General features: G+C 47.4%; 22 protein-coding genes and 1 pseudogene. 10 read left to right on the forward strand and 13 right to left on the reverse strand.

Features of this window, described 5'->3' with window-relative positions; all coding sequences use genetic code 11:
- Positions 1 to 12: 12 nt before the first annotated feature.
- From E6P06_RS05930 to E6P06_RS05960, 7 genes are all read right to left on the reverse strand, one after another.
- Positions 13 to 762, reverse strand: coding sequence for a DUF3944 domain-containing protein (locus tag E6P06_RS05930; RefSeq protein WP_000257250.1), 750 nt, complete (start codon positions 760 to 762; stop codon positions 13 to 15).
- 141 nt (positions 763 to 903) lie between these two features.
- Positions 904 to 1,290: a hypothetical protein gene (locus E6P06_RS05935; RefSeq protein WP_223863122.1), complete on the reverse strand. Its 387-nt coding sequence runs from the start codon at positions 1,288 to 1,290 to the stop codon at positions 904 to 906.
- 74 nt (positions 1,291 to 1,364) lie between these two features.
- Complete coding sequence (locus tag E6P06_RS05940; protein WP_042080396.1) at positions 1,365 to 1,604, reverse strand: DeoR family transcriptional regulator; 240 nt, start codon at positions 1,602 to 1,604, stop codon at positions 1,365 to 1,367.
- A complete protein-coding gene (locus tag E6P06_RS05945; RefSeq protein WP_103015403.1) occupies positions 1,583 to 2,047 on the reverse strand; it encodes a lecithin retinol acyltransferase family protein in 465 nt (154 codons plus the stop codon). Before E6P06_RS05945 ends, E6P06_RS05940 begins: the two co-directional genes overlap by 22 nt.
- 58 nt (positions 2,048 to 2,105) lie before the next feature.
- Positions 2,106 to 2,534 (reverse strand): DUF2787 family protein, encoded by a 429-nt coding sequence (locus E6P06_RS05950; protein ID WP_101778740.1) that lies wholly within the window; start codon positions 2,532 to 2,534, stop codon positions 2,106 to 2,108.
- Between the two features lie 47 nt (positions 2,535 to 2,581).
- On the reverse strand, positions 2,582 to 3,013 hold the full coding sequence (locus E6P06_RS05955; RefSeq protein WP_052672192.1) for a hypothetical protein: 432 nt from the start codon (positions 3,011 to 3,013) through the stop codon (positions 2,582 to 2,584).
- Positions 3,006 to 3,359 (reverse strand): hypothetical protein, encoded by a 354-nt coding sequence (locus E6P06_RS05960; protein WP_039260984.1) that lies wholly within the window; start codon positions 3,357 to 3,359, stop codon positions 3,006 to 3,008. The genes E6P06_RS05955 and E6P06_RS05960 overlap by 8 nt, the downstream gene beginning before the upstream one ends.
- 495 nt (positions 3,360 to 3,854) lie before the next feature.
- Between E6P06_RS05960 and E6P06_RS05965 the strand changes: the two genes are divergently transcribed.
- The 3 genes from E6P06_RS05965 (at position 3,855) to E6P06_RS05975 (ending at position 7,672) form a co-directional block, all read left to right on the forward strand.
- Positions 3,855 to 5,267, forward strand: a complete 1,413-nt coding sequence (locus E6P06_RS05965; RefSeq protein ID WP_231912277.1) for a tyrosine-type recombinase/integrase — start codon at positions 3,855 to 3,857, stop codon at positions 5,265 to 5,267.
- A gap of 85 nt (positions 5,268 to 5,352) precedes the next feature.
- A complete protein-coding gene (locus E6P06_RS05970; RefSeq protein WP_103015402.1) occupies positions 5,353 to 7,266 on the forward strand; it encodes a DUF927 domain-containing protein in 1,914 nt (637 codons plus the stop codon).
- Between the two features lie 49 nt (positions 7,267 to 7,315).
- Entirely contained in the window at positions 7,316 to 7,672 is a 357-nt protein-coding gene (locus E6P06_RS05975) for an Arm DNA-binding domain-containing protein (protein WP_053520772.1), read from the forward strand.
- Positions 7,673 to 7,727: 55 nt separating this feature from the next.
- Here E6P06_RS05975 and E6P06_RS05980 read toward each other — a convergent pair whose 3' ends face one another.
- Positions 7,728 to 8,912 carry a site-specific integrase gene (locus E6P06_RS05980; protein WP_045332297.1) on the reverse strand — a complete coding sequence of 395 codons (1,185 nt, stop codon included), beginning with the start codon at positions 8,910 to 8,912 and terminating at the stop codon, positions 7,728 to 7,730.
- Positions 8,913 to 9,456: 544 nt separating this feature from the next.
- Between E6P06_RS05980 and E6P06_RS05985 the strand changes: the two genes are divergently transcribed.
- The 7 genes and pseudogenes from E6P06_RS05985 to E6P06_RS06025 all read left to right on the forward strand — a co-directional run bounded on the left by E6P06_RS05985 (position 9,457) and on the right by E6P06_RS06025 (position 17,775).
- Positions 9,457 to 11,454: a choline BCCT transporter BetT gene (locus E6P06_RS05985; RefSeq protein WP_016245729.1), complete on the forward strand. Its 1,998-nt coding sequence runs from the start codon at positions 9,457 to 9,459 to the stop codon at positions 11,452 to 11,454.
- A 64-nt stretch (positions 11,455 to 11,518) separates the two neighbouring features.
- Entirely contained in the window at positions 11,519 to 12,796 is a 1,278-nt protein-coding gene (locus E6P06_RS05995; RefSeq protein WP_003036928.1) for a DUF2254 domain-containing protein, read from the forward strand.
- Positions 12,797 to 13,071: 275 nt separating this feature from the next.
- Positions 13,072 to 13,215: pseudogene (locus E6P06_RS28195) on the forward strand (morphinone reductase); the annotation flags it as partial.
- A 688-nt stretch (positions 13,216 to 13,903) separates the two neighbouring features.
- The gene (locus E6P06_RS06005; RefSeq protein ID WP_042111466.1) at positions 13,904 to 14,317 is read left to right on the forward strand and encodes a hypothetical protein; all 414 of its coding nucleotides are present in this window, start codon (positions 13,904 to 13,906) and stop codon (positions 14,315 to 14,317) included.
- A gap of 287 nt (positions 14,318 to 14,604) precedes the next feature.
- Positions 14,605 to 15,171: a hypothetical protein gene (locus tag E6P06_RS06015; RefSeq protein WP_042111470.1), complete on the forward strand. Its 567-nt coding sequence runs from the start codon at positions 14,605 to 14,607 to the stop codon at positions 15,169 to 15,171.
- A 519-nt stretch (positions 15,172 to 15,690) separates the two neighbouring features.
- Positions 15,691 to 16,569, forward strand: a complete 879-nt coding sequence (locus E6P06_RS06020; RefSeq protein WP_042111475.1) for a restriction endonuclease — start codon at positions 15,691 to 15,693, stop codon at positions 16,567 to 16,569.
- An 85-nt stretch (positions 16,570 to 16,654) separates the two neighbouring features.
- Positions 16,655 to 17,775 (forward strand): IS3-like element ISSen4 family transposase gene (locus E6P06_RS06025; RefSeq protein WP_085950818.1). Its coding sequence is split into 2 segments (ribosomal slippage): positions 16,655 to 16,913 and positions 16,913 to 17,775, totalling 1,122 coding nucleotides; the frame shifts between segments, so codons are not numbered across the junction.
- A 223-nt stretch (positions 17,776 to 17,998) separates the two neighbouring features.
- Here E6P06_RS06025 and E6P06_RS06030 read toward each other — a convergent pair.
- From E6P06_RS06030 to E6P06_RS27920, 5 genes are all read right to left on the reverse strand, one after another.
- Positions 17,999 to 18,805, reverse strand: a complete 807-nt coding sequence (locus E6P06_RS06030; protein WP_045332110.1) for an endonuclease/exonuclease/phosphatase family protein — start codon at positions 18,803 to 18,805, stop codon at positions 17,999 to 18,001.
- 86 nt (positions 18,806 to 18,891) lie between these two features.
- Positions 18,892 to 20,520 carry a PTS transporter subunit IIBC gene (locus E6P06_RS06035; protein ID WP_045332109.1) on the reverse strand — a complete coding sequence of 543 codons (1,629 nt, stop codon included), beginning with the start codon at positions 20,518 to 20,520 and terminating at the stop codon, positions 18,892 to 18,894.
- Positions 20,521 to 20,579: 59 nt separating this feature from the next.
- Positions 20,580 to 22,313 (reverse strand): alpha-glucosidase, encoded by a 1,734-nt coding sequence (locus tag E6P06_RS06040; RefSeq protein WP_045332107.1) that lies wholly within the window; start codon positions 22,311 to 22,313, stop codon positions 20,580 to 20,582.
- 68 nt (positions 22,314 to 22,381) lie between these two features.
- A complete protein-coding gene (locus E6P06_RS27915; protein WP_246862892.1) occupies positions 22,382 to 22,780 on the reverse strand; it encodes a substrate-binding domain-containing protein in 399 nt (132 codons plus the stop codon).
- A 50-nt stretch (positions 22,781 to 22,830) separates the two neighbouring features.
- Positions 22,831 to 23,346: a LacI family DNA-binding transcriptional regulator gene (locus E6P06_RS27920; RefSeq protein ID WP_246862893.1), complete on the reverse strand. Its 516-nt coding sequence runs from the start codon at positions 23,344 to 23,346 to the stop codon at positions 22,831 to 22,833.
- Positions 23,347 to 23,522: the final 176 nt, after the last annotated feature.

Genomic DNA, 23,522 nt, shown 5'->3' on the forward strand with positions numbered 1-23,522 from the left:
TAAATGTAAGTGCTAAACGTCAGTATTCTCCGGTGAATAAAGATGCTTCTGGCGCATGTAGGCAATAAAAATGCAGGATGGTAGCGTCACCCGGTATGCGGGACCGGCTAAATCAATCAGCAGCCAGAGAGAACTGAGCACCCAGCCCACGGGACCGGCAAAAGCGCCCATGGTACGCGTCAGCATGGCATTTCCTGCAACGGTCAGCCCTCTGCCTAACAGGGCTTTCGCCACACCATTTGTGACAACAAGTGCCATCTGATAGGCCGCAAACCCGGATGTTTTTATCCCCGCCTGGATTGCCATGGTCAGCAACTCCGGCGTGGGGTTGCTGTAGCCTGTCTGCAATTCTTCCGCCACGGTCTTTAGCTGGTCAGGCGTCATCTTCTCAAGACTTTTCTCCAGGATCTTCATCAGCAGATTCATTTCAATGGTTTCAACACTGGATTTGTTGTTGTAGTTCACCTTCATTTTATCGCAGGCATCGGTGAGAATTTCCCGGTACAGCACCCCTTTACCCCAGCGGAGCAGCGTGGCAAAGCTGTTCGCCCCAAACGTCTGAACCTCGGCGGCAATGGCATCCCAGTAGCGCGGGTGGTTGGGCTTGTGTTTTTTATACTGAGGATCATAGGTCAGCGTTTCCGTGATGCGTGCCAGTCCGTCTTTCGGATCGCAGATAAGCACAGAAACCAGTAAATCCAGATCGTCACGATGGCAGTGGCGCAGAAACTCAAGGTCGGGGTCGTGTCGGTAGGTAGCCATATTTCACCTCATTGCAGATATTGGACCTGACAGTTTAAGGAAGCCCCCGGACAGCGTTTGTCCGCCTGAAAATAAAAAAGTAAAAAAAACCTGCCCGAAAGCAGGTTTCTGTTCACCGGATAGAGGTATAACGCGTCGGGATTACTTTCCGCGCCATTCCTTTTCCACTTTATCCGCAAAAGCATCGCACTGCCGGGCATATTCCGGGTTATACAGAAGCTCCGACTGCGAAAGTTGCATGGCGGTCATGCTGCCGTTACGGGCATTTGATTCGAGCCAGGTTCTGCCATAGGTCTTGTTCATCACCTGAAGTACCCTGTTGAATACCGGTCCGTTGATGCGGGCATTGAGATTGACGCCTTTTAACTGAAGGCCGCTGTCGCTGGTCTGGGTCAGGCGGGTGGAGTACATCGCGCAGAAGGTCGAATTGGTAATCATCTGAGCGTCAGCCTGCTCGTCGGCGAACGCGCTGTGGCTGAAGGCGGAAAGCAGAATTGCGGCGGTTAACAGTTTTAAAATTTTCATCATGTTCCCTTATGGATTGAAAAGCGGAGACAGCCTGCCATACGGAGTGGTCAGGAGATGTCCGGCAGAGAAAAAAGTCAGGGTTTCAGCGAGGGAGCCAGTCGCCAGCGGTGAGGGCCAGCGGATTCCAGCACAAAGGCCAGTTGAGCGAGGTCCCGTCTTGCTGTGCGGGGAGACACGTCAAACTGCCGGATGATGTAGCGAACAGATATTGTCTGACCGTAAAACAGCACCATGGTCAGCCGGATAAGCCGTTCTCCCTGTCCGGTGACACGTTGCCTGCAACGGCTGGCTTTCATCGTTGCCATACGCGCCATCGGTCCCCTTTCTGAAAAGAATCGAGATGTCTGGCAAGCCAGATATCAGGGCACGAATCGCCGGTAACGCAGCGGGCAGTAAACCGGTGGCAGTTAAAGTCGAGCAGGCTGTAGGGATAGTGCTGACCCACTGCCGCCTTTGCCCGTTCAGCGGCCCGCGCACAACCCTGAGGCGTCAAATCCATACAGTCGGTATACACCGAGATAGCGGAGTTCCAGCCATCGAGCCGGTCAAGAAACCCTTTAGCCTTACTTTTGATAACGGTTCCATCGCCATCAAGATGAACAATATCGCCGTTACCCACATAGATACCGCTGTGTGCGGTAAGGCCAAAAAGCAGTTCGCACTGCACGATACCACCGTAAGCCGGTTCATCGACGCAGGAGAGAATGCAGTTATCGATAAATGAATCCACGAAGTTCAGCAGCAAAAGCCGGTACATAACATTCAGTTCCTTACTATGGGGGAGAGGGGGGATGCGGGGGAAACGTAGTGAACACTCAGCTTTCCCACAACGTACGGACCGTGAAAACCCCCATATCGTGGTAAGCCATAAAGTTACTTTCCCATAGCGACCAGAACTCACGGGCGTCGACATGAGAGATATCGCCACAACGGGAAAGCCACGTGTATTGTTGCGTCCAGCTCACATCGACATCTTTTTCAAGCTCAGGCCATGGATGTCCTGCATAGTGAAAATCGGTGACGTAATCGAGCTGCCAGTCTTCTCCGGCAGGGATGAGGCGTATTTCGACCGGATGCCATCCACCCGTTTCCGGTGAGTATTCAGGGTCACGAAAGTTAATGGTTAATCCGGTGATGGGGTGACGATGGGGCGGTTTTTGCGCAACGATACCCAGAAGCAGTTGGGTGAACGACCGGGAGAGCGGCAGCACATAGCCGCCCTGCAATATAGCGGGTGATGACATAGTGAATTTCCTTTTTAAGGGGTATGGAACACAGAAAAAGCGGGGGATTAGTCCTGGCTGATTGCGGCAAGCTGCGTCATACGATGCGGCCAGTCGGCGTAGCAGCGGTGCATAAAGAGCCTGCTGCTGTCCGCCTCGATAAGACAGATATCCGGGCTTCTCAGTACAGCGGCAAGAAACCCGGCGTTGTTGGTGCTGCCCTGACCAAACAGCGGGCGGAATACTCGGGACGGAAAGCTGTCCTGCTGCTGTTCCAGAATGGCGTGAATCGCATCAAGTGCTATCCACTCTCGGGAGAACAGGCCTCCTTCGCCATTGGCGGTTAAGCGCAGGGCAAGGCTTCCGGTTTCATCCTCCTGACCCAGCTCATACGTCAGCAGCCCCTTACTGTGGGGGCTGATTTTCTCGGCGTCCCCACTGTAGAACACGGTATAGCTTTCGATGGCGGCGGCTTCGGTAGCGATTTTTTTCTTACTCATGGTTCAGCGCCTCAATCAGGTTCTGGAGTTGAGTGATAACAGTCGAGTCCGGGAACACCAGATAGATACCCTGTCCGTTATCACAGACGATACCGAGAAGCAGATACCAGCCATCATCAAGTGCGGTGACGTATTCCGGGTTAGCCAGTGCGACTGCCAGCAGCGGGTCTTCGGGGAGCGTGTCATCGTGGTTGAGATGCCAGAGCAGGGTTCCCGTTTCGTTCCAGAAATCGGTAAACAGGTCGATATCATCGACGGGGCCGAGGATTTCATTGCTGAGGGACGCCAGTGCGGAGGCGGGCAGGTTGAGAAGGGGAAGACTGGTGGGGGTCGTGAGTTTAAACATGATTATCTCCATAATGAATTGATTTTCATGGAAATAATATGTGCATAAAAAGAGGTTTTTTACGGTCATAGTCGTTGGTGTGGGTGAGCTTTGTGAATGTACAAAATCAAAGCACCCGCAGGCGTGAAATGTGACGAGTGTCACAATAATAAAAAATGAATAGAGTGTGGTTTTGATTGTGGAAAGGTTGATTCAACCTTAAGTTGGGCTGCATATTGTCAAAACCATTACTTTAATCTATTGATTTAAAAAGTATTAATTTTAAATGCCTTATGAGGTCGTTTTTCAGGCGAAAATCGGTGAGGTGTATCACCATTTTCTTATTTCAGAGCCTCAAAAGTTGACTTACTTTGGGCGACGCATCCGGAACACAATTTTTTTATATGGTTTAACGCTATTTTCACTTTTCCCTGAGCAGGAGTACTCTTGATGAATCATCATGGTCTTTCTGACTTGAGTATTAAATGTCAATGGGCATGTAAGAGCTGATTTTTCATGGGCTTGAAAGTGATGTCACGAATAAATAAGCTTATCCCATTGTTGGCCGACATATTAACTTACTCATTATCATCTGAATTTTCAGAGGACCATGTACATATTATGGATGTTAATTACCCTTTAAATAAAATAACGCAAGCGCTGGATGAAAAGAGCATCGCTGCTGCTCATAAAAATTCCTTCAATGTAGATGTGGAGATTCATGGATATTCCGACCAAGGAGTATCTAATGCTATAGAATATTCAGAGGTTGCACCTAAAAATACTGGAGGTGTTTTTACTAAAGCCTTTCTTGATGAATATAAAATCCGTGCAGTACAAACTGGCCGGACTATCGAAGCCAGCGATACAAAATGTACCGGGCTTAAGGCTATATTCCACTCATCCGGACGCATTAAGTTTATTGTCCGCAAAAGTATTCGCGGAAAAAATGTTTACGTTTCCGTAGGAAGTTACCCTGAATTTTCCATTAATAACGCAAGGGAGCATGCCTTTAAAATAATTCAGGAGCTTAAGGCTTCCGTTGAGACTTATGGTGAGCGTTTTCTTACTCACAGTAAAATGACGTTTAATGAGCTTGTGGATGAGTATGAGAAAAGCGTACTCAGCACGGGCGTTAAGCGTTCAGCTAACACCGATCTTTCTAAGATCCGTAAATACCTGCGCCCTCTTCTCGGTGCCAAAAAGCTGGCAGGTATGACGGAGGCAGATATTCTGAGCTATCTGCATAATCTCGATCTCAAGCCAGCCACCCGCAATCGCCATCTGGCGCTCATTAAAGCGGTGTTTACCAGGGCAATACGCATGGGATACATCAGCCGCTCTCCGGCGCTTTATATCAAAGCGCTGCCTGAAGTAACGTCAGATCGCCGCGCCATGGATGACTCCCAGCTTCAGCGCTGGATGGAAGTCTGTGAGTGCTGGCGTAATGGTAAACCCGATCATGAAGGCCTTGCTCTGCTCATGTTCCTTGCCCTGACGGGGCTGCGTCTGGGGGAAACCCGTCACCTTCGTCTTGAAGATGTGGACTGGAGCCGCAAAGTTATCACCCTTCGCCACACCAAAAACGGCAAACTCCGCCGCGTACCGGTATGTGATAAGGCTTTCGTTCTTCTGACAGAACAGCGTCAGCATCTGGGTGATGAAGGCTGGGTATTTCCGGGCAAGGGGACCGACAATCCGGTTTCTGAGCCGCGTCGCCTGCAAAAACGGCTTTGTGAGGCTGCGGGTATTCCACCGTTCACCATCCATGAGATGCGACATACCTTTGCGACAAAGCTCATTGAGAGCGGGGCCGACATTCACACCGTCAAAGACTTACTGGGTCACAGCACGATAAAAGTAACGGAACTTTACTTGCACGCTTCCCCGGCGCGTTATCACGAAGTCGTTAATCGGGCGATGGGGTAACAACCTGCATTCAACGACATGGCTTTTAACTAGGGTTCAAATGTCACCCGTTTTCTGACGGTGGCGTAATTTGATGGTAATACACATGAATAAAAAAGTGACAATTAATGTTCCTAAGGTTTCCGGGATTAAGCGTATTCGCGCTTTTGCTGACCGCGATAAAAATTTCAACAAAATGTCGGAAGCAATTATCAGGCGTGCTGAAAACACTGAGGTCGGTGAAGATGATATCGCTTCACTCGGTATTGGTGATGGGCTGCCACGGCATTATGTGAATACGGCTGATGGCCTTTTCTACATCGGTGGACAGAAACCTGTGCAGGTTTGCACCACGCCAGTTGTGCCTGTCGCCCTGTTTTGTGGAAAAGATAAGGAGTCCGGTCTTGGGATCAGCCTGATGACCGGTAACGGGCTGGGTAAGTATGTTAAGGCCCAGGTGAGCTTTGAGGATATTGTTCAGGGTGGTGCTCAGGTTATGGGCAGACTGGCAGGTCGTGGATTTTGTGTTGGCCCCTCTCCACAGCAGCTTGCTCTTTTTGACCGTTTTATTCAGAGCTGCCGGAGTTTACCGCTGCCTGTCTATCTGATGGCAGATGCAATGGGATTCGTTTCGGAGGATATGGCCTTTTTACATGGTCATGAGCCCGTTGTGACCTCTCTGACCGGGTTTGATTATCTGCTGCCGGGATTCCGCGTGCGTCCCGGACTGCACAAAGGCGGGGCTCTGGAGGAGTGGATTAACCTCATCCGGGAAAATGCCCATGGCTGGGCGCAGACCTTTGCGCTGAGTGCGTCCTTTGCTTCGATGCTTCTGGTTCCTGCCGGTATGGATGTGGGCATGTTTCATTTTCACGGCGTATCCACCACCGGTAAAACGCTTCTCCTGATGCTGGCTGCATCGGTCCATGGTGATGGCAGCGAGCCGGGTAGTGGGGGGAATGTAAATATTATTCGCTGGAATACCACGCCTAACGCGATGGAGCGCCTTCTCGCTGACTATTCCGGTCTGGTCGCCTGCGTCGATGAACTGGGTGCGAGTAATCATAAGCAACTTTCCTCACTGCTTTACAACATTACGTCAGGTACGGCAAAAGAGCGCCTGAACCGTGGCCTGACGGCAGATGAGCCGTTTAAATGGCGCATGTTTATTCTCTCCACCGGTGAGATGTCAATCTCCGAAAAGCTGGCTGAACAGAAAGCCGTGTTACAGGGAGGGCAGGAGCACAGGGCCATCAGTATGGAACTGTTGCCTGAGGATGCTCAAAAACCGGATGAACCGGTATCAGAAACACGTGCCCGTGCAGATGCACTGAAGACGGGGCTGGCAGAGGCTTATGGTCATGCCGGGCCTGCATTTATCGGCAAACTGTTATCCGGGAAAAATACGGCTGGCGGTCTTCGCACCTACGCAGAGTTTTCATCCTGGCTCCAGGAACAGACAGATGATTGCTGTAACGCACTGGAAGAGGCCCTGAGGGATGAGGGGCGTGATATTACCCGCGTTCAGCGGCGCGGACTGAAAAGATTTGCGCTGGTATGGCTGGCAGGAGAGAAGGCGCTGAAATATGGCCTTTTACCTTTCGAAAGCGATGCGGTGGCTGAATCCGTTATGTCCGCTGCACGACGCTGGCTGGATGATAACCAGAATCAGTATAACCCGGTGCGTAACATGCTGGAGGAGCTTCAGCTGACGCTGGTGACAAAAAGCAGCAGGCACTTTATCACCCTGCGTGACGAACATGCCCGATGCCCGGGAGATATGTGGGGATTCGTCCATTACAAAACCGGCGACTTCCTGATTTATGAATCGGTGTTTGAAAAGCTCTGTTCTGAAAAGGGACTTAAGACCGTTGATGTGGCCAGACCGTTAGAGCGTTCCGGTTATCTGCTTGGCGAAAGTGCCGGACACTATAAAAAAAGAGCGCTGAAGACGATGGCGCAGTCTTACTACCAGGTCAAAAAAGCGTTTCTGAAATGCAATGTGATGACCGAATTTTAACCCTGAATAAAACCATTTTGACTGAATAACAACGAATAGAAGGTGATGTATGATTTTTGAATCAGACCAGTACTATGACGGTTTTCCTCACGCTATCAGCAGCGAAAATGAAGAAAAAACCTCATTCAATGATTACGCTCTGGTTAACACACTGGCGGAGTGCCTGTATCACGACATTTCTCGTGAAATCTTCGATGGCAGTGAGCCGGCGCTCCGGGCCGTCATTGCCAACGGTAAGATTAAATTCCTGGCTCGTTATACGCTTCAAGGGGCCTGCTATTATGAACCCCTCGGCACATTTCCACGTATGCCCGTTAACGTCGCGCGTGAACGAGCACGTGAACTCTATAACAGATTTGATGATAACCGGGTGCCGGATGAAGAATATGGGGCCATCCCGTTCTGACTGATGGCTGAACAGTAAAAAAAAAGCAGGGGCACTTGCCTCTGCTTTTCTGTTATCACAAGGACGGTAGCTGAGCCGTTATCCTTTCCGCCAGTAACTGACTGGTGTTCTGTAAGCGCTGAGGATGAAGATGCGCATACCGTTGTGAAGACTGACTGCTGCGGTGCCCCAGTTGAGCCTGAACGTCATACAGTGTTCCGCCGTAGGACACGATGAGGGCGGCAACCGAATGGCGGCAGGTATGAATACACACTTCCTTGTCGAAAATTCCCGCCCGACGCACGATACGCTGAAAGGCTTTAACCGGGTTACTCAGCGGCATTCCCTGTTTTTTACCAATAAACAACCACGGATTTCCCCGCTGCGTTGGCAGCGTTCTGATTACGTCCATCGCCAGTGAGTTAAGGTGAACAATCCGTCCATAGCCATTCTTGGTTTCCGGGAGCCACAGGGTGCGTTTAACCGGGTCAACATGCTCCCACTTAGCCAGACGCAGCTCATCACGACGAAGGCCGGTCAGTAACAGCAGTTTGACATAGCGGGCAGCTACAGGGCTGGTATCGTTATCGGCGGAGAGAAAAATACGACGAATTTCGTCCTCGGTAAAATAACGCTGTCGGGCGTTGTTCTCCCTGAGTAGCTGTACCACCCTTGCCGGATGAACAGAGGTCATGCTTTGCCTTCCGGCCCATGTAAAGACGGCTTTAATGAGTACGATGACACGGTTACAGGTAGCCGCTGACAGGGAAGTACTTAACGTCTGCTGAAGGCGCAGAATGCTCGCTGGTGTGATATCGCTCAGCAGCCTCTGACCAATGGCGGGACGGATATGATCGCGGTAGCGCTGAACATCCTTTCCCCAACTGCGTTTAGCGGATTTTGCCCATGGCAGATAATGCTGATTAAAGAGTTCATCGAACGTCAGCTCCATTCTCTTGTTTTCACGCTCCTGCTTAGGGTCAGTGCCGGTGGCAAGGGAACGTTTGTGTTCTATGGCAATCTGACGAGCAAGATTGACGTCCACTTCAGGCCAGTGACCAATGGCGATGGCGCGTTTTCGTCCATGATAAAGGTAGCGTAGCAAAAACTTTTTACGACCTTCTCTTCTGCTGACCAGACACTTGAGGCCGGAAATCTCGGTGTCGCTGTATTCGGCATCGGTACTGCGTGCATCGGATGTGTTAGGGGGCAGGGATTTAATGAGCTGATTAGTAAAACGGAAGCGTTTCGGGCTGGACATATTACCTCCTGTGACTGGTGTAAAGAACGTCAGGGTTGACCCATCCCCGGCACGGCGCTTTTTATGGTTGAGTTGATTTTCTGGCATGGCGAAGGGAATGCTGGTGCCACATGGTATGAATTAAGACGGGAAATGCAGAAAGAGCAGGCTTTACGGTCTGATTCTGGTCTTAAGGGGAAAGATTGCCGTTGGGGAAGTGTTCACAGAAATAATATGTGTTTCAGTCGGGTATAATTACATGCCATAAGGACCAGTAGCGTTGCCTGTATGTGGGGCGGCTATGTGCCAAAAGCAGAAGCTGGTAATTCGTGTCTAATATACTTCACTTAACGTATATCCCAGCTCTGGTACAGAATATGCAAATTAAATACCCAAGAAGTGGCAGGCTGATTAACAAAGAACTCCTTCGATTATAGGATGATTTGTATCGGCACTCATCACACCATGTGCTCGATTCACGCCGCATAGTCAGTTGAATTTTGCTACTCTGTAAGAGGTGGTAAGCATTATCCAATACGGATTTAAATCAATGGAATAAATGATTATGAGTGAAAATGAAACAATCCCAAAGAAGTCTCACAGCCAGATTAACAAAGCTGTATTCTTTACATCTGCTTTGTTAATTTTTCTTCTTGTCGCTTTTGCCGCTGCATTCCCGGATGTTGCTGACAAAAATTTCAAACTACTTCAGCAACAAATCTTCACGAATGCAAGCTGGTTCTACATCCTTGCTGTGGCCCTGATTTTATTGAGTGTCACGTTTCTGGGACTCTCACGCTACGGTGATATCAAGCTGGGTCCGGACCATGCGCAACCTGATTTCAGCTATCACTCCTGGTTTGCGATGCTTTTTTCGGCAGGGATGGGGATCGGCCTGATGTTCTTTGGCGTTGCTGAACCGGTGATGCATTATCTCTCACCTCCCGTTGGCGCCCCAGAGACTGTTGCGGCAGCGAAGGAAGCAATGCGGCTGACCTTCTTCCACTGGGGTCTGCATGCCTGGGCAATATATGCCATTGTAGCGCTGATTCTGGCCTTTTTCAGTTACCGCCACGGTCTACCTTTAACGCTGCGTTCTGCACTCTATCCCATTATTGGCGATCGCATATACGGACCTATAGGCCATGCGGTTGATATTTTTGCCGTTATAGGTACGGTCTTTGGCGTTGCAACATCGCTGGGTTACGGTGTTTTGCAGGTGAATGCCGGTTTGAACCACCTATTCGGGGTGCCCATTAATGAAACGGTGCAGGTCATTCTGATCGTGGCCATCACGGGGTTAGCGACGATTTCTGTGGTGACCGGCCTAGACAAGGGAATACGTATCCTGTCTGAGCTCAATTTGGGCCTCGCGTTGTTGCTCCTGGCGCTGGTCCTGTGTCTGGGGCCAACTGTGCTTCTGCTGAAGTCATTTGTGGAAAATACCGGCGGTTATCTTTCGGAACTGGTGAGTAAAACGTTCAATCTTTACGCATATGAACCTAAGTCGAGCAACTGGCTGGGGGGCTGGACATTACTGTACTGGGGATGGTGGCTTTCATGGTCGCCATTTGTGGGGATGTTTATCGCACGGGTCTCACGCGGCCGAACCATTCGCGAATTTGTCACCGGTGTGCTGTTTGTTCCGGCCGGCTTTACGCTCATGTGGATGACGGTGTTTGGTAACAGCGCAATCTATCTCATTATGAACCAGGGGGCGACCGATCTCGCCAATACCGTCCAACAGGATGTCTCGCTGGCCTTGTTCAATTTCCTGGAGCATTTCCCGTTCTCCTCCGTGCTGTCATTTATTGCAATGGCTATGGTCATCGTCTTCTTTGTCACATCTGCTGACTCGGGGGCAATGGTTGTAGATACTCTGGCATCAGGTGGGGTGGCAAACACACCCGTCTGGCAGCGAATCTTCTGGGCATCGCTCATGGGAGTTGTTGCAATTGCGCTTCTCCTTGCGGGAGGGCTGAGCGCGCTGCAAACGGTGACAATAGCAAGTGCATTACCCTTCTCCGTGATCTTGCTGATATCCATATACGGGCTGTTAAAAGCCCTGCGTCGAGATTTGACTAAGCGTGAAAGCCTGAGCATGGCGACTATTGCTCCTACGGCTGCACGTAACCCAATTCCCTGGCAGAGAAGGTTACGCAATATCGCGTATCTGCCGAAACGATCTCTTGTGAAACGTTTTATGGACGACATTATCCAGCCTGCCATGACGCTGGTTCAGGAAGAACTGAACAAGCAGGGGACGATAAGCCACATTAGTGACGCAGCCGACGATCGTATTCGTCTTGAAGTGGATTTGGGCAACGAGCTGAATTTTATATATGAAGTGAGGCTTCGCGGGTATAGCTCACCCACCTTCGCGCTCGCCGCAATGGATAATGATGAGCAGCAGACTGACCAACATCGATATTATCGCGCTGAGGTTTATCTCAAAGAAGGCGGTCAAAATTATGATGTGATGGGCTGGAATCAGGAACAGTTGATTAATGACATACTGGACCAGTACGAAAAACACCTGCACTTCCTGCACCTGGTTCGTTGATAGCAAAATGCCGTCCTAGGGGGCGGCAATTATTTATCCCGACCGCAATACGAGGGAATGCAGAATGATTTCACGCTGGCAATGGATTCTGAAGCAAACATTTAAGAAACTCTGGTTCAGAGCTACGTTATTCGCAATTGTCGCGATAATAACGGCTCTTTTATCTATTCTTTTTAAATCAATGATTCCTGAGTCGGTTTCAGTGAAGGTTGGTGCGGAAGCAGTTGATAACATTCTGAACATACTGGCATCGAGTATGCTGGCAGTGACCACATTTTCGCTGAGTATCATGGTCACAGCCTACGGTTCAGCCACTACTAATGTTACTCCCAGAGCAACGCGTTTAGTTGTGGAAGACGTAACCACACAAAATGTACTGGCCACCTTCATTGGTTCCTTTCTCTTCAGTCTGGTAGGAATTATTGCCCTCAATATGGGAGCCTACGGAGAAAGGGGAAGAGTCATTTTATTCATTGTCACACTCGTTGTCATTGCCCTCATCCTCATCACATTGCTTCGTTGGATACAGCATTTGACCTCTCTGGGGAGGGTCGGTGAGACAACAGCAAAAGTAGAACAGGCGGCCATCGAAACATTTATTGCGAGAGCCAGAAATCCCTGTCTCGGCGGATATCCATGGCTTGAGAGCTATGAACAGCCGAAAGGAACGGTTGCAGTTTATCCGAAGAAGATTGGCTATGTTGAATATATTGATATGGAGAAACTCAGCAAGCTGCTGGCCAATGATCCTCGTCATGTATACCTTGTGGCGCAACCAGGCAGTTTCATTCATCCGTCCATGCCAGCTTTGTACCTGAGTCAGGGCCAGGAGTCATCAATCTGCGCCGATTTACTTGAGACGATCATTGTCTCGGATGTGCGTTCATTTGCTCAGGATCCCCGATTTTGTCTTAGCGTCATGGCCGAAATAGCCTGCAGAGCCCTTTCACCCGCAGTGAACGATCCTGGAACCGCAATCGATGTCATTGGCAGAGGTGTTCGTATACTTTCTGCTTACGCGCAGAATAAGTCTCATGAAATTGAAGTGACCTATCCTTCAGTACACGTTGCGCCACTTCAGAACAACGATCTCCTGGAAGACTTTTTCTCACCTGTCGCACGCGATGGTGCCAGTATGAGAGAGATTCAGATAAGAGTGCTCAAAGGGCTATCTATGCTGAGTACGGGTTGGCCTGAGATGTTTGCTGATGCCGCGCACACTCTGGCAATTGAAACATTAGAGCATGCAAATCGCGCTGACCATATAGACTCCGATAGAGAATTCATAAAATCAATTTATTTTGATTTGTTTTTTGATGAAAACGCTAATAAGCAATCATAGTTGTGGAGCAAGCGATTTGGTTGCTAGCGAGACAAGAACAAAGCGTCTGCATGAGAATGGGCGTCTGCTTTGTATTAGAAGAGAACATACTGAGTCTTCATCACTTTTGCAGCAGGCTTTATCTCTACGTAAGACATCGCCTACAATCAAATATTTCGGTTTAATACCAGGAGAACACTAAATGTAGAAATTATGTCTACTCAGTTCGGAACAGACTACTGTTTTTTTATTCCGTAGCTGAGACCATCATATTTCCTCCAGCAAAGGAGATAAAAATGGAAAAATTATTTACCCCGTTTCAGACCGGTGATACTGACCTGGTAAACCGCGTCGTTATGGCCCCCATGACCCGCTCACGGGCAATGACTAGTGATACCGCTGATGAACTGACCGCAAAATATTATCAGCTGCGTGAATCCGTATGGGGCAAACCGGAGGTCGTCCGTGACGGGCTCAGGGATCTGGTTCGCCGCACGGGCGCAGATGAAATTATGGTGAACTCATGGCAAGGCACTCGTCTTTGCCGCTCTTCAGAAATAATGCTGAGTATTCTACCGGAAAGGCAAAAGGATCATTTACCAAAGATAATGACGAGAAAGTCATTGACGAAGCGGGGAAGGGGTTAAGTCATCAATCCATATCAAAATATCAGACGCCTGTTTACGCTATGCGGGCGTCCGCTTTTCGCTCACAGCGGACTTTATGCTCGATGAGTTCGCCCGCTCTTTGCCGGGAGCGGAAGTTGCTTAATTTACCCTGAATCAAACAATAAGGGAGCAGGTCAAGTTTTCGATTGTTCTGTCAGATGTTTCCGCATCAATGCATTTTGTAGTGTCACTCCACGACTCGACCTGCCAGACGACTCACGTGAACACTCTTGCCTACCCGCAATAATGACGTGGATGTGATCGCCCTGGCGCCAATGCTTGGCGACGTTGACGCTGAGTAACGTGAAACTGGACAAGGTTGTGGCCAAAATGATCGAGATCGGGGCATCGGTCAAATAAATGAAAATTTCTTCTGCAGGCTATACCTCTTTTGCTTTCTCCCAGGTTTACGCATGGGCATACTTAATATCCTTCAATGCCCATAACCACAGGAATAATAATGAGTATTCAGCGACGTGAGGTGTATCTGGTCTTGAAACAACTATCAGATGGCCGGTTGTTTTATGTGGAAGGATTGAGAAGCGCCAGCAATTATTTTTTTGATGGCCATGCTCGGGTGCTCACTTCCCCGGCTGGTTCAGCGAGCTTTATTGAGTTCGAACCAGGTGAACGCCCTATGCAACTTTTCCATATGCCAGATGAAGAAGGTACTCAATGGCAAGCTGCTTTCCATGATTTCGGCTGCTCGCCTGAATTTGGAGAACCTAAATTGGAATACGTCATATTTGTTGGCGCTTATTCCGATGACCGCGAGCGTACCATTGAGTTGATGAATATGGGCATGACTCATGCGTGGGAAATTATTGAGGGCAAGTGCGAACTGCGCGAAGGCGAGTTCGAAGCAGAATGGTAACTGACACATCGACAAATCTTGAACTTTGGACGGTCTACGATAATCCCATAGACTTCCCGGACCAGTTCATGGCCCGTCGGTTTGACATAACCAGTGCGCCCAGCCACCTGGCTAGACCTTTGAGCAAATCTGGGAGCGCTTCGACCGCCAGGGTTACATCTGGCTGGCGCGCAAACCCGTTGACGATCTGGTGATCGTTGGCACCTTCCTGCGCTGATTTAAATTTTGTTATATCAGGCAGTTTTTTACTTTGATTAGACTTCAAACAACAATGCATAGAGGGAACCATGAAAAAGCCACAACAGATGTACGACCTGCAAATTCCTGATGACGACTATAAAATGGCAGCAGTCATGGAACGTGATAAGTTGAACTTTGAGTCTCCCAACAAATGGTTTTACGTGGGTGCTGACAGCCGAGACCTCGGCTTTGCGAAAGTAGGAATTACGATGGGCGATTTAACATCCCGCTCATACGGCACCAACAACCCTAATTTCTACCTGTTCTGCGCCTTTCAGTGCCAGCAAAGCACAACGGAAGCACAGCTCAAAAGCATTGAAAAAAGCGCTATAAACTATCTCGATGGTGTGTTCTGCGCCGAAAACGGTCAGACAAAGCGGGCGCGTCACATGGAGTCACAACGCCTGTCAGAGTGTTATTACGATGTAAATTTCGAGGATTTTTTTGTCGAGGTGCATGAATACCTATTGGATAATCACGTCAGCTATTTCCAGACTTGTGGTTTCGAAAATGAAGCAGGCGGTGATGGAGGCTATGCACTTGCGTGGGAGTTCAGTTCTCTCCTTAAACCCGAAGTTAAAAGGTACTTCCTGAACAGGATCCTCCGGGGGTGATAAATTAAGTACCTCCCTCACAAAGAAAAGCGCCCGTAGAGGCGCTTATTTTATGGGCGTTAATTAGTTAATATTGTGTTTTTTCTTTAACTTACTAATTGCATCAGATTTTTTTCACATTCATCAAATACTCGAATGTAACGACGGTAATCGTTTTCAGTGTCATTTGCCCAGAAATAAAGAAAACAACGTTTCTCCGTTTTTCCTTCTGAACGATTGCGCCATGTTGTATTAACTTCGTAAAGAGTATACGGAAGTTCCTCTTCATTGAACTGAAGTGGCACACTGAATTTGGCCGCCTGAAAAGAGCTGATTTTATTCGGCATGCTATTTTAAAAAAAAACATCGCGAGATCAACAATAGCTGCCAACGTCCGCTCCTCGCTCACAGTGGACCTTCTGCTCAGTTAGTTTGGCCGCGTTCTGCCAATAGCGGGACACGCTAATGCTGGTGTACAGGTGCTGACTCATTTCCTCCTCCACTTTCATCCCGTTATACTGTGAAAAAAAGGAGGTAGGCGTGAAACTGAAAATGCAGGATTTGAGGCTGTTTAATCTCGTGTTTGAGAGCGATCCTGGCTGGATACTTGATTTCTCTAACCGCACCTTGTCTGCTTTTTTTGATGAAGAACTAAACATTGATATTGATGATGAACGTTATCAGGAAGAGGGGACGTCAAAGGCCAAACGAGTTAGATGCTTGCTGAAACAGGCTGATCGTGAGACCGCTCTGCGGGTTCTTGGCGCTGTCTGGCAGTATAAAACGGAATCCATGCCTGAACAGGCTGAACAAAGCCGTAATGACTATCTTGCACTGATTTCCCGCTTAGAAAACGCTGGCACCGATGAAGCCAAAGGCGTAAAGCCTGTCCAGGCATGGCATGGTGTTGACTGGCCTTCACTTATCGCTGAAATGAACGAGATGAAATCTCTGCCGCCACATCCACGTGGTTTTCGGTTTGAAGCCTGGCTTGCTGAACTGTTCAGTATCTTTAAGCTCGCTCCCCGTTCGTCTTTCCGAAACACAGGCGAACAGATTGACGGAAGTTTCCGACTGAATGATGAATTTTACCTGATAGAGGCAAAGTGGCATCAGAAAAGAACGTCGGCTGCCGATCTCCATGTATTTGAAGGAAAGCTCAGTACCAAGGCAACCTGGACACGCGGTGTTTTTATCAGTTGGATGGGGTTTACGCCTGAAGGTCTGACGGCTTTTGGTAAAGGGAAGCGTGTTATCTGTGTCAGTGGTTATGATCTTTACCACTCACTGAGTCATGGAATCCCTTTGCCCGGCCTTCTGGACGCTAAAACCCGGCACGCAGCTGAAACGGGAGAGCCCTATGCTGAGTTCGACCGACTATATGCACTGAAGAACAAACAGTTTGGCACGATGAAATAACGGGTTGGGAAGCGTGACCTGCTCCCCGTTGATTAGTACACCCCGATGTTAGTAATGTCTTCATAAGCCACATGAGGACATCCCCATGAAGAAGCGTTTTTCCGACGAACAGATCATCAGTATTCTCCGCGAAGCCGAAGCTGGGGTACCCGCCCGTGAACTCTGCCGCAAGCATGCCATTTCCGATGCCACGTTTTACACCTGGCGTAAGAAGTATGGCGGTATGGAGGTGCCTGAAGTTAAGCGCCTGAAGTCGCTTGAGGAAGAGAACACCAGACTCAAGAAGCTGCTTGCCGAAGCCATGCTGGATAAAGAGGCGCTTCAGGTGGCTCTTGGGCGAAAGTACTGACGACAGACCAGAAGCGGGAAGCCGTGATGTTGATGTGTGATGCGACCGGTCTGTCGCAACGTCGTGCCTGCAGGCTTACAGGTTTATCCCTGTCGACCTGCCGCTATGAGGCTCACCGTCCGGCTGCTGATGCGCATTTATCAGGGCGCATCACTGAGCTGGCACTGGAGCGCAGGCGTTTTGGCTACCGTCGTATTTGGCAGTTGCTGCGCCGTGAAGGGCTTCATGTTAATCATAAGCGCGTGTACCGGCTTTATCACCTCAGTGGCCTGGGCGTAAAACGCAGAAGACGTCGTAAAGGGCTGGCAACAGAACGTCTGCCGCTGCTCCGTCCGGCGGCGCCCAATCTGACCTGGTCGATGGATTTCGTCATGGACGCACTTTCCACCGGTCGCAGGATCAAGTGTCTTACCTGCGTCGATGATTTCACAAAGGAATGCCTGACGGTCACTGTTGCCTTTGGGATTTCAGGCGTTCAGGTCACGCGTATTCTGGACAGCATTGCACTGTTTCGAGGCTATCCGGCGACGATAAGAACTGACCAGGGGCCGGAGTTCACTTGCCGTGCACTGGATCAATGGGCCTTTGAGCATGGTGTTGAGTTGCGCTTAATCCAGCCGGGCAAGCCAACGCAGAACGGATTTATTGAGAGCTTTAACGGACGATTTCGCGATGAATGTTTGAATGAGCACTGGTTCAGCGATATCGTTCATGCCAGGAAAATTATTAATGACTGGCGGCAGGATTATAACGAATGCCGCCCGCACTCCACGCTGAATTATCAGACACCGTCTGAATTTGCAGCGGGCTGGAGAAAGGGTCATTCTGAGAATGAAGATTCCGACGTTACTAACTGAGTGTTGTATCTAATCGTGGGGGCAGGTCAAACTGGGCTCCCCTCAACTAGCCCCTCTCTAAGGGGCTCTTCAAAATTTGGTGTTGTGGATTTTGTAACACAGTTTTGGGACAAAAACGTGTCAGCGCCTTTACTAAATTAGAAAGTCCTGAATAACTACAGGTATTGCAAAGTCACGTAATTAAAAGTCCAGTATTGCTTAAGGTTTAGTCTATGAATAAACATTAAATAATGTCTACTTCCACCAGAACCCCAAAGTGATCCGATACAACCGGATAAAAATCGTTATTAAAAATCACCTGATGCTGCTTTACAACCATCGGTTGATTACTAAGAACCAAATCAATGCGTAGCGCTTGGCTATTTTGTTCCCAACCGTCAATATTTTTAATTACAGTAGTTCCGGAGTCTTTTATTTCTGCTATTTCATAACAATCTATCAAACCGCACTGTAATACATAATCATAACCTTCATTGCGTATATGGCTTGGGTTGTTGAAATCGCCTAATAGAAAGCTCAACTCTGTTGATAATGTTGCCTTTATTCTGTTGAACTGGTCCTCAAATGAGCTCTCTGAGTCACTCCACCAGCCGCAATGACAATTATAAAGATTGAAATCACCTCGTTGAGAAGTGACCTTAATACGCACTGCTCGCCTATGTTTCCAAAAGTTCACATCATAGTTATCACTTAGGTCAATGACCTCATGCTCGACAATCGGCAGTCGCGTCAAGAATGCCAGTCCCTCTTGATATACGTCATAACTTTGATGAACGAAATCCCATGTAAGTTGGTAGTGATAGCCGTATTCCATGAGTTTTTTCTGTAATAAATATCCATAGTTATCAGCGAGCACGGTGTGATTAGTTAATATATTGGCATCAACAGCCGGGCTATTTTGATGTTGATTCACTTCCTGTAATGCAACGACATCGCACCCTTGCTCGATAATGGCTTGCGCTACCACATCCAACTTTTCTAGTTGTTTCTCTTCTTGCCAACTATGGGTATTTAGCGTCATTAACTTCATTTATTATTCACTTATTCATTGTAGCGAGTTAAACGCAGCTCAAGGCTGCGTTTCTCGAGGTTATTTTATCTAGGGTAGAGAATGAATTACTCAGGTTGTGCTGAAAACTTCTCAACTAATCTAGATTTAATGACATCCACTCCTGGACCATAAATAACTTGTACTCCCTGTTCTTTAATTACAGCACCAAGTGCTCCTGTCGGCTTCCATAATGCATATTCAGCAACCAACTGCGGGTCATTAACTGTAATGCGCAAGCGAGTCATACAAGCATCAATCTCAGCAATATTGGCACGGCCACCTAAATTCTGAATAATAATGTCCATCTTCTCATCTTCTGACATGGATTCTGAACTTTCATCGAGGTAGTTACCCATACGGCCCGGTGTTGGCAATTTAAATTTGACAATGAGCACACGGAATAATCCATAGTTAACACCAAAGAAAACAATAGAAACCAATGCGAAGCGAACCAAATCACCACCGATTCCCGCTGAAACCATCATAGGTATACGAGTGAGTAACTCAATCAAACCAAAGGCATGTATACGTAGGTCCATCACATCGACCAACGCAAATGCAATCCCTGTTAATACCGCATGCGCAACATACAAAACAGGAGCAATAAACATAAACATGAATTCAATAGGCTCTGTCACACCGGTTAATAACACAGCAAGACACGCAGATAAAAACATTGGCTTGTATTGTGCACGCTTATCACTATCAACACAGTGATACATCGCAAGTCCAATACCAATCAATGAAGACGCTGCGATAATAACTTGGCCCGCTTTAAAACGTGCTGGATGCACCGTATCTAATAGATGTTGGTAAGTTGTCGGATCGCTTAATTTAAGATTATTTAAATCGCTAACCCAAGCTAGCCATAGTGGATCTTGACCGTAAACACTTGCCCCCGCATTCACCCCTGTTAAAAGCTCATAAGTACCACCCAACTCGGTGTAATTCATTGGAATAGTTAAAGTGTGGTGTAAACCAAATGGCAGTAATAAGCGCTCTAACGTACCATACAAGAAAGGAGCAGTGATCGGCGCAGTGTCTTTAGAGGTTGCAATCCATTGACCAAAATCATTAAGCGCACCTTGAATTAAAGGCCATACGATTGATAAAGCAAACGCAATAATCATCGAATAGAAAATAACAACAAAAGGTACAAAACGCTTACCGTTGAAAAATGCTAATGCCTGAGGTAAGCGAGCGAAGTCATGATAACGGTTAAATAAGTTGGCACCTAAATAGCCAGACATAATACCGATAAACACACCCATATTTAGAGCAGGAGCACCCAAAATATTAGTGAAGAATTGAGAGACAGGTAGCTCAGAACCAAATAGGCTCATCACAACCGCCTCGGGATCACTGAGCATAGCGTTATCCACGCCTAATATAACCCCAGTGATACGGTTAATTAAGATGAAGGCGATCAGCGCGGCAAATGCTCCTCCTGCACGTTCTTTAGCCCATGATCCACCAATAGCGACAGCAAATAATAGGTGAAGATTAACTATGATCCCCCAGCCTATGTTTTCCATAATAGCGCCTAGTGTTTCAATGGCACCAATACCACCGGCATACATTGCGACAACTTTACCGAGTGATATCATGATACCAGCGGCTGGCATCACCGCGATAACAACGATAAGGGATTTCCCAAATCGTTGCCAAAAATCAAAAGATAGTAACTGACTCATAAATGATTCCTTGGTTTAAATGCAGGGTAGCCTTATCAAGGCCCTGCGATAAATATAATTTAGTGCTTTCTTGCAAATATATACGCAGCATAAGGTGGGGCAATTTGCGTCGCTATAAAATCTGAGCGAACGTGTTCATTGTTGATATTCTGATTATCAAGCATTAACTCGCCTAATTGCATGCGGTCGATATCAACGATGCTCTCTTGTGGACTTAAATTGGTAATAATGGTCCATGTCATATCTTGTGCAACACGTTGATAAGCATAGATATTAGGGTCGTTAGGTAGCAGCAATTGATAGCGGCCAACCACTAAACTTACATTTGACTTACGCAGAGCAATCAGCTGCTTATAGAAACTCAAAATCGAATTTGGATCATTCTGTTGTTGCTCAACATTGATATCTGCGTACTGTTGATTGACGGAGAACCAAGGTTGCACCTCAGAAAAACCGGCAAAATCCTGCGCATTCCATTGCATTGGCAAGCGACTGTGGTCGCGAGATACTTGATTTAACAAGGCTAAGATGTCTGCATCGCTTTGACCTTGTTGAGATAGCTTTTGAATTAAATTTCTAGCAGACACATCATTAAATTCATCAAGAGAAGTAAACTGATGATTTACCATACCAATCTCTTGGCCCTGATAAATAAACGGAGTTCCTTTCATCAAGAAATAACAACTCGCTAACGCGGTAGCACTGGCATACCTAGAGGTAGGGTCGGCAAAAGTATCAATGCTACGAGCTTGATCGTGGTTTTCTAAATAAAGCGCATTCCAGCCTTTACCTTCTAATGCATCTTGCCAACGCGATAAAATGCGTTTGAACTCCACTAGATCTAAAGGCACGTTGCTTTTTTCTTCCGACCATAGCTTCATGTGTTCAAACTGAAAAATCATGTTGAAAACACCGCCTTGATCGTGTTCGGTCGCTTCGGCAACCCAAAGTAATGCATTGTCGGCAGTCACCCCATTAGCCTCACCAACTGTCACTATGTTAAAGGGATCAAACGCCTGCTCTTTTAACTCATGCAGATGTTTTTCAATCCCTGCCACATTCATATGATAATCAAACGAAGAGACATACTTTTCACCCTTTGGATTGGGTAAAGAAGGTAAACCTGGTTGTTTCTGAATATGGCTAATTGCATCCACACGGAAGCCATCAATACCACGCTCCAACCACCAATAAATCATTTTAAATAGTGTTTGTTTAACTTCAGGATTTTCCCAATTCAGATCAGGTTGTTTTTTTGAAAATAGGTGCAAGTAGTACTGTGCAGTTTTTTTATCATATTCCCATGCACTGCCATGAAAAATACTTTCCCAGTTGTTTGGGTCGCAAGTCGGTTTTTCAGCGGTAGGCTCACAACCATCACGCCAAATATACCAATCGCGCTTAGGGCTATTTTTGTTATCTCGAGATTCAATGAACCATGGGTGCTCGTCGCTAGTGTGGTTGATCACTAAATCCATAATAATGCGAATGCCACGTTTATGAGCAGCACTGATTAGTTCATCCACATCCTCAAGGGTTCCAAAGTCAGGATGAATCGCTTGATAGTCACTAATATCGTACCCGTTATCATCATTAGGTGATGCATAGAATGGGCAAATCCATATTAAATCAATGCCCAAATCAGCAAGATAATCGAGCTTAGCAATGATGCCATTGATGTCACCAATACCGTCCTGGTTTGTATCATAAAAACTACGGGGATAAATTTGGTAGGCGGTTGCTTTCTTCCACCACGCGAGTGGTTTTGAGTGCATATTAGGAGCGAGTGTCATCGGTTATACTATATGCGTTATCGTTAACACATATAGTTAAGTAGAACCGATTTGGACTCAACACAATTTCAGAGGAATTGTGAGCTTTCTCTCATCTTTATGTCGAATGTGCCTTCAACAGAACTGAAATCGCGCTTGAGCAATTTTTTGACAGCTTGGTAGCCCACTTGATAGTAGTTAAAAGCGACAGTCGTCAGGCTCGGGACTAACAAATCGCTGTAGTCATAGTCACCCATGCCTACAATCCATACGTTATGACCGATCTTGAGTTGCTGTTCTTTGGCGCGACGATATAAACGAATGGCAATATTATCGGTGGCACAAAAGTAGACATGATTAGGCTGTAATTGAACGGCCTGATAGCCAGCTTTGTCCTCCGAGTTGGCTAGGGCTTGTAGTGATAAATTCAACTCAGGGACGGTGTCGGTAATAGTGGCTTGCATCAACTTAGTGCGGCTAGAAAGCATACGCTCATCATAAATATAATGTACGGCAGCCAGCGGTGCCTGCTGCTGTTTTAACTGAGTGATGGTGTGGGAGACGAGGGCTTTAATCGCTGCATGATCGGGGTAATATAAACAGCAATGGTGGGGGTATTTTTGCCAATAAATACCACATTGTCTAAGGTTCGATAAAAAGTCTCTTCGACACTGTGCTTTGACGCAATAATAATCGTGCCCAATGCATTTAAGCCGTTAAACTCTCTCACAGCTTGGCATTCTGACTCATGGTTAAACCCTGTGGCATGAAACAGCATTCGTACTTGTGATTCATTGGCAGCAGCCAGCGCCCCTTTAATCACTAAACTGGTCGTATATGACTCAATACGAGGCGCGATGAAACCAATAATATTGGATTGGCTACGAATGGAGCGAGCAAATATATTAGGCGTGTAATGACTCTCTTTGACGATGGCATCAATTTTAAGGCGGTTCTCTTCCGAGACATAACCGCCATTAAAGTAACGCGACACAGTCATTGTTGAAATTCCAAGCTGCCTTGAAATCTCAGCCATGGTCATTTTTTTACTCATTACCTATTTCCTTCAATAATGCACTATTGCCATATCTCCAAGTGACTTCAAGATACAGAATTCAGAGTTGAGTCACTTGGGCATAGTATCCAATATATTGGCTAACAACACAGTAAATAAAACTGGGTGGACGTATGAGTGTTTAATTTTCACTCACAAGATTTAGACCTGAACTC

The sequence above is a fragment of the Citrobacter sp. CF971 genome (assembly GCF_006385635.1).
Classification (GTDB): domain Bacteria; phylum Pseudomonadota; class Gammaproteobacteria; order Enterobacterales; family Enterobacteriaceae; genus Citrobacter; species Citrobacter freundii.

Bases quoted from the DNA above. Each gene is read 5' to 3' on its own strand.
- E6P06_RS27920 (WP_246862893.1), bottom strand. From the start codon at position 23,346: ATGAGTAAAAAAATGACCATGGCTGAGATTTCAAGGCAGCTTGGAATT.
- E6P06_RS05985 (WP_016245729.1), top strand. From the start codon at position 9,457: ATGAGTGAAAATGAAACAATCCCAAAGAAGTCTCACAGCCAGATTAAC.
- E6P06_RS06030 (WP_045332110.1), bottom strand. From the start codon at position 18,805: ATGAAGTTAATGACGCTAAATACCCATAGTTGGCAAGAAGAGAAACAA.
- E6P06_RS05930 (WP_000257250.1), bottom strand. From the start codon at position 762: ATGGCTACCTACCGACACGACCCCGACCTTGAGTTTCTGCGCCACTGC.
- E6P06_RS05965 (WP_231912277.1), top strand. From the start codon at position 3,855: ATGGGCTTGAAAGTGATGTCACGAATAAATAAGCTTATCCCATTGTTG.
- E6P06_RS05945 (WP_103015403.1), bottom strand. From the start codon at position 2,047: ATGTACCGGCTTTTGCTGCTGAACTTCGTGGATTCATTTATCGATAAC.
- E6P06_RS05980 (WP_045332297.1), bottom strand. From the start codon at position 8,912: ATGTCCAGCCCGAAACGCTTCCGTTTTACTAATCAGCTCATTAAATCC.
- E6P06_RS05995 (WP_003036928.1), top strand. From the start codon at position 11,519: ATGATTTCACGCTGGCAATGGATTCTGAAGCAAACATTTAAGAAACTC.
- E6P06_RS27915 (WP_246862892.1), bottom strand. From the start codon at position 22,780: ATGCTTTCTAGCCGCACTAAGTTGATGCAAGCCACTATTACCGACACC.
- E6P06_RS05960 (WP_039260984.1), bottom strand. From the start codon at position 3,359: ATGTTTAAACTCACGACCCCCACCAGTCTTCCCCTTCTCAACCTGCCC.
- E6P06_RS06035 (WP_045332109.1), bottom strand. From the start codon at position 20,520: ATGAGTCAGTTACTATCTTTTGATTTTTGGCAACGATTTGGGAAATCC.
- E6P06_RS05970 (WP_103015402.1), top strand. From the start codon at position 5,353: ATGAATAAAAAAGTGACAATTAATGTTCCTAAGGTTTCCGGGATTAAG.
- E6P06_RS06015 (WP_042111470.1), top strand. From the start codon at position 14,605: ATGAAAAAGCCACAACAGATGTACGACCTGCAAATTCCTGATGACGAC.
- E6P06_RS06040 (WP_045332107.1), bottom strand. From the start codon at position 22,313: ATGACACTCGCTCCTAATATGCACTCAAAACCACTCGCGTGGTGGAAG.
- E6P06_RS05975 (WP_053520772.1), top strand. From the start codon at position 7,316: ATGATTTTTGAATCAGACCAGTACTATGACGGTTTTCCTCACGCTATC.
- E6P06_RS05955 (WP_052672192.1), bottom strand. From the start codon at position 3,013: ATGAGTAAGAAAAAAATCGCTACCGAAGCCGCCGCCATCGAAAGCTAT.
- E6P06_RS06005 (WP_042111466.1), top strand. From the start codon at position 13,904: ATGAGTATTCAGCGACGTGAGGTGTATCTGGTCTTGAAACAACTATCA.
- E6P06_RS05950 (WP_101778740.1), bottom strand. From the start codon at position 2,534: ATGTCATCACCCGCTATATTGCAGGGCGGCTATGTGCTGCCGCTCTCC.
- E6P06_RS05940 (WP_042080396.1), bottom strand. From the start codon at position 1,604: ATGGCGCGTATGGCAACGATGAAAGCCAGCCGTTGCAGGCAACGTGTC.
- E6P06_RS05935 (WP_223863122.1), bottom strand. From the start codon at position 1,290: ATGATGAAAATTTTAAAACTGTTAACCGCCGCAATTCTGCTTTCCGCC.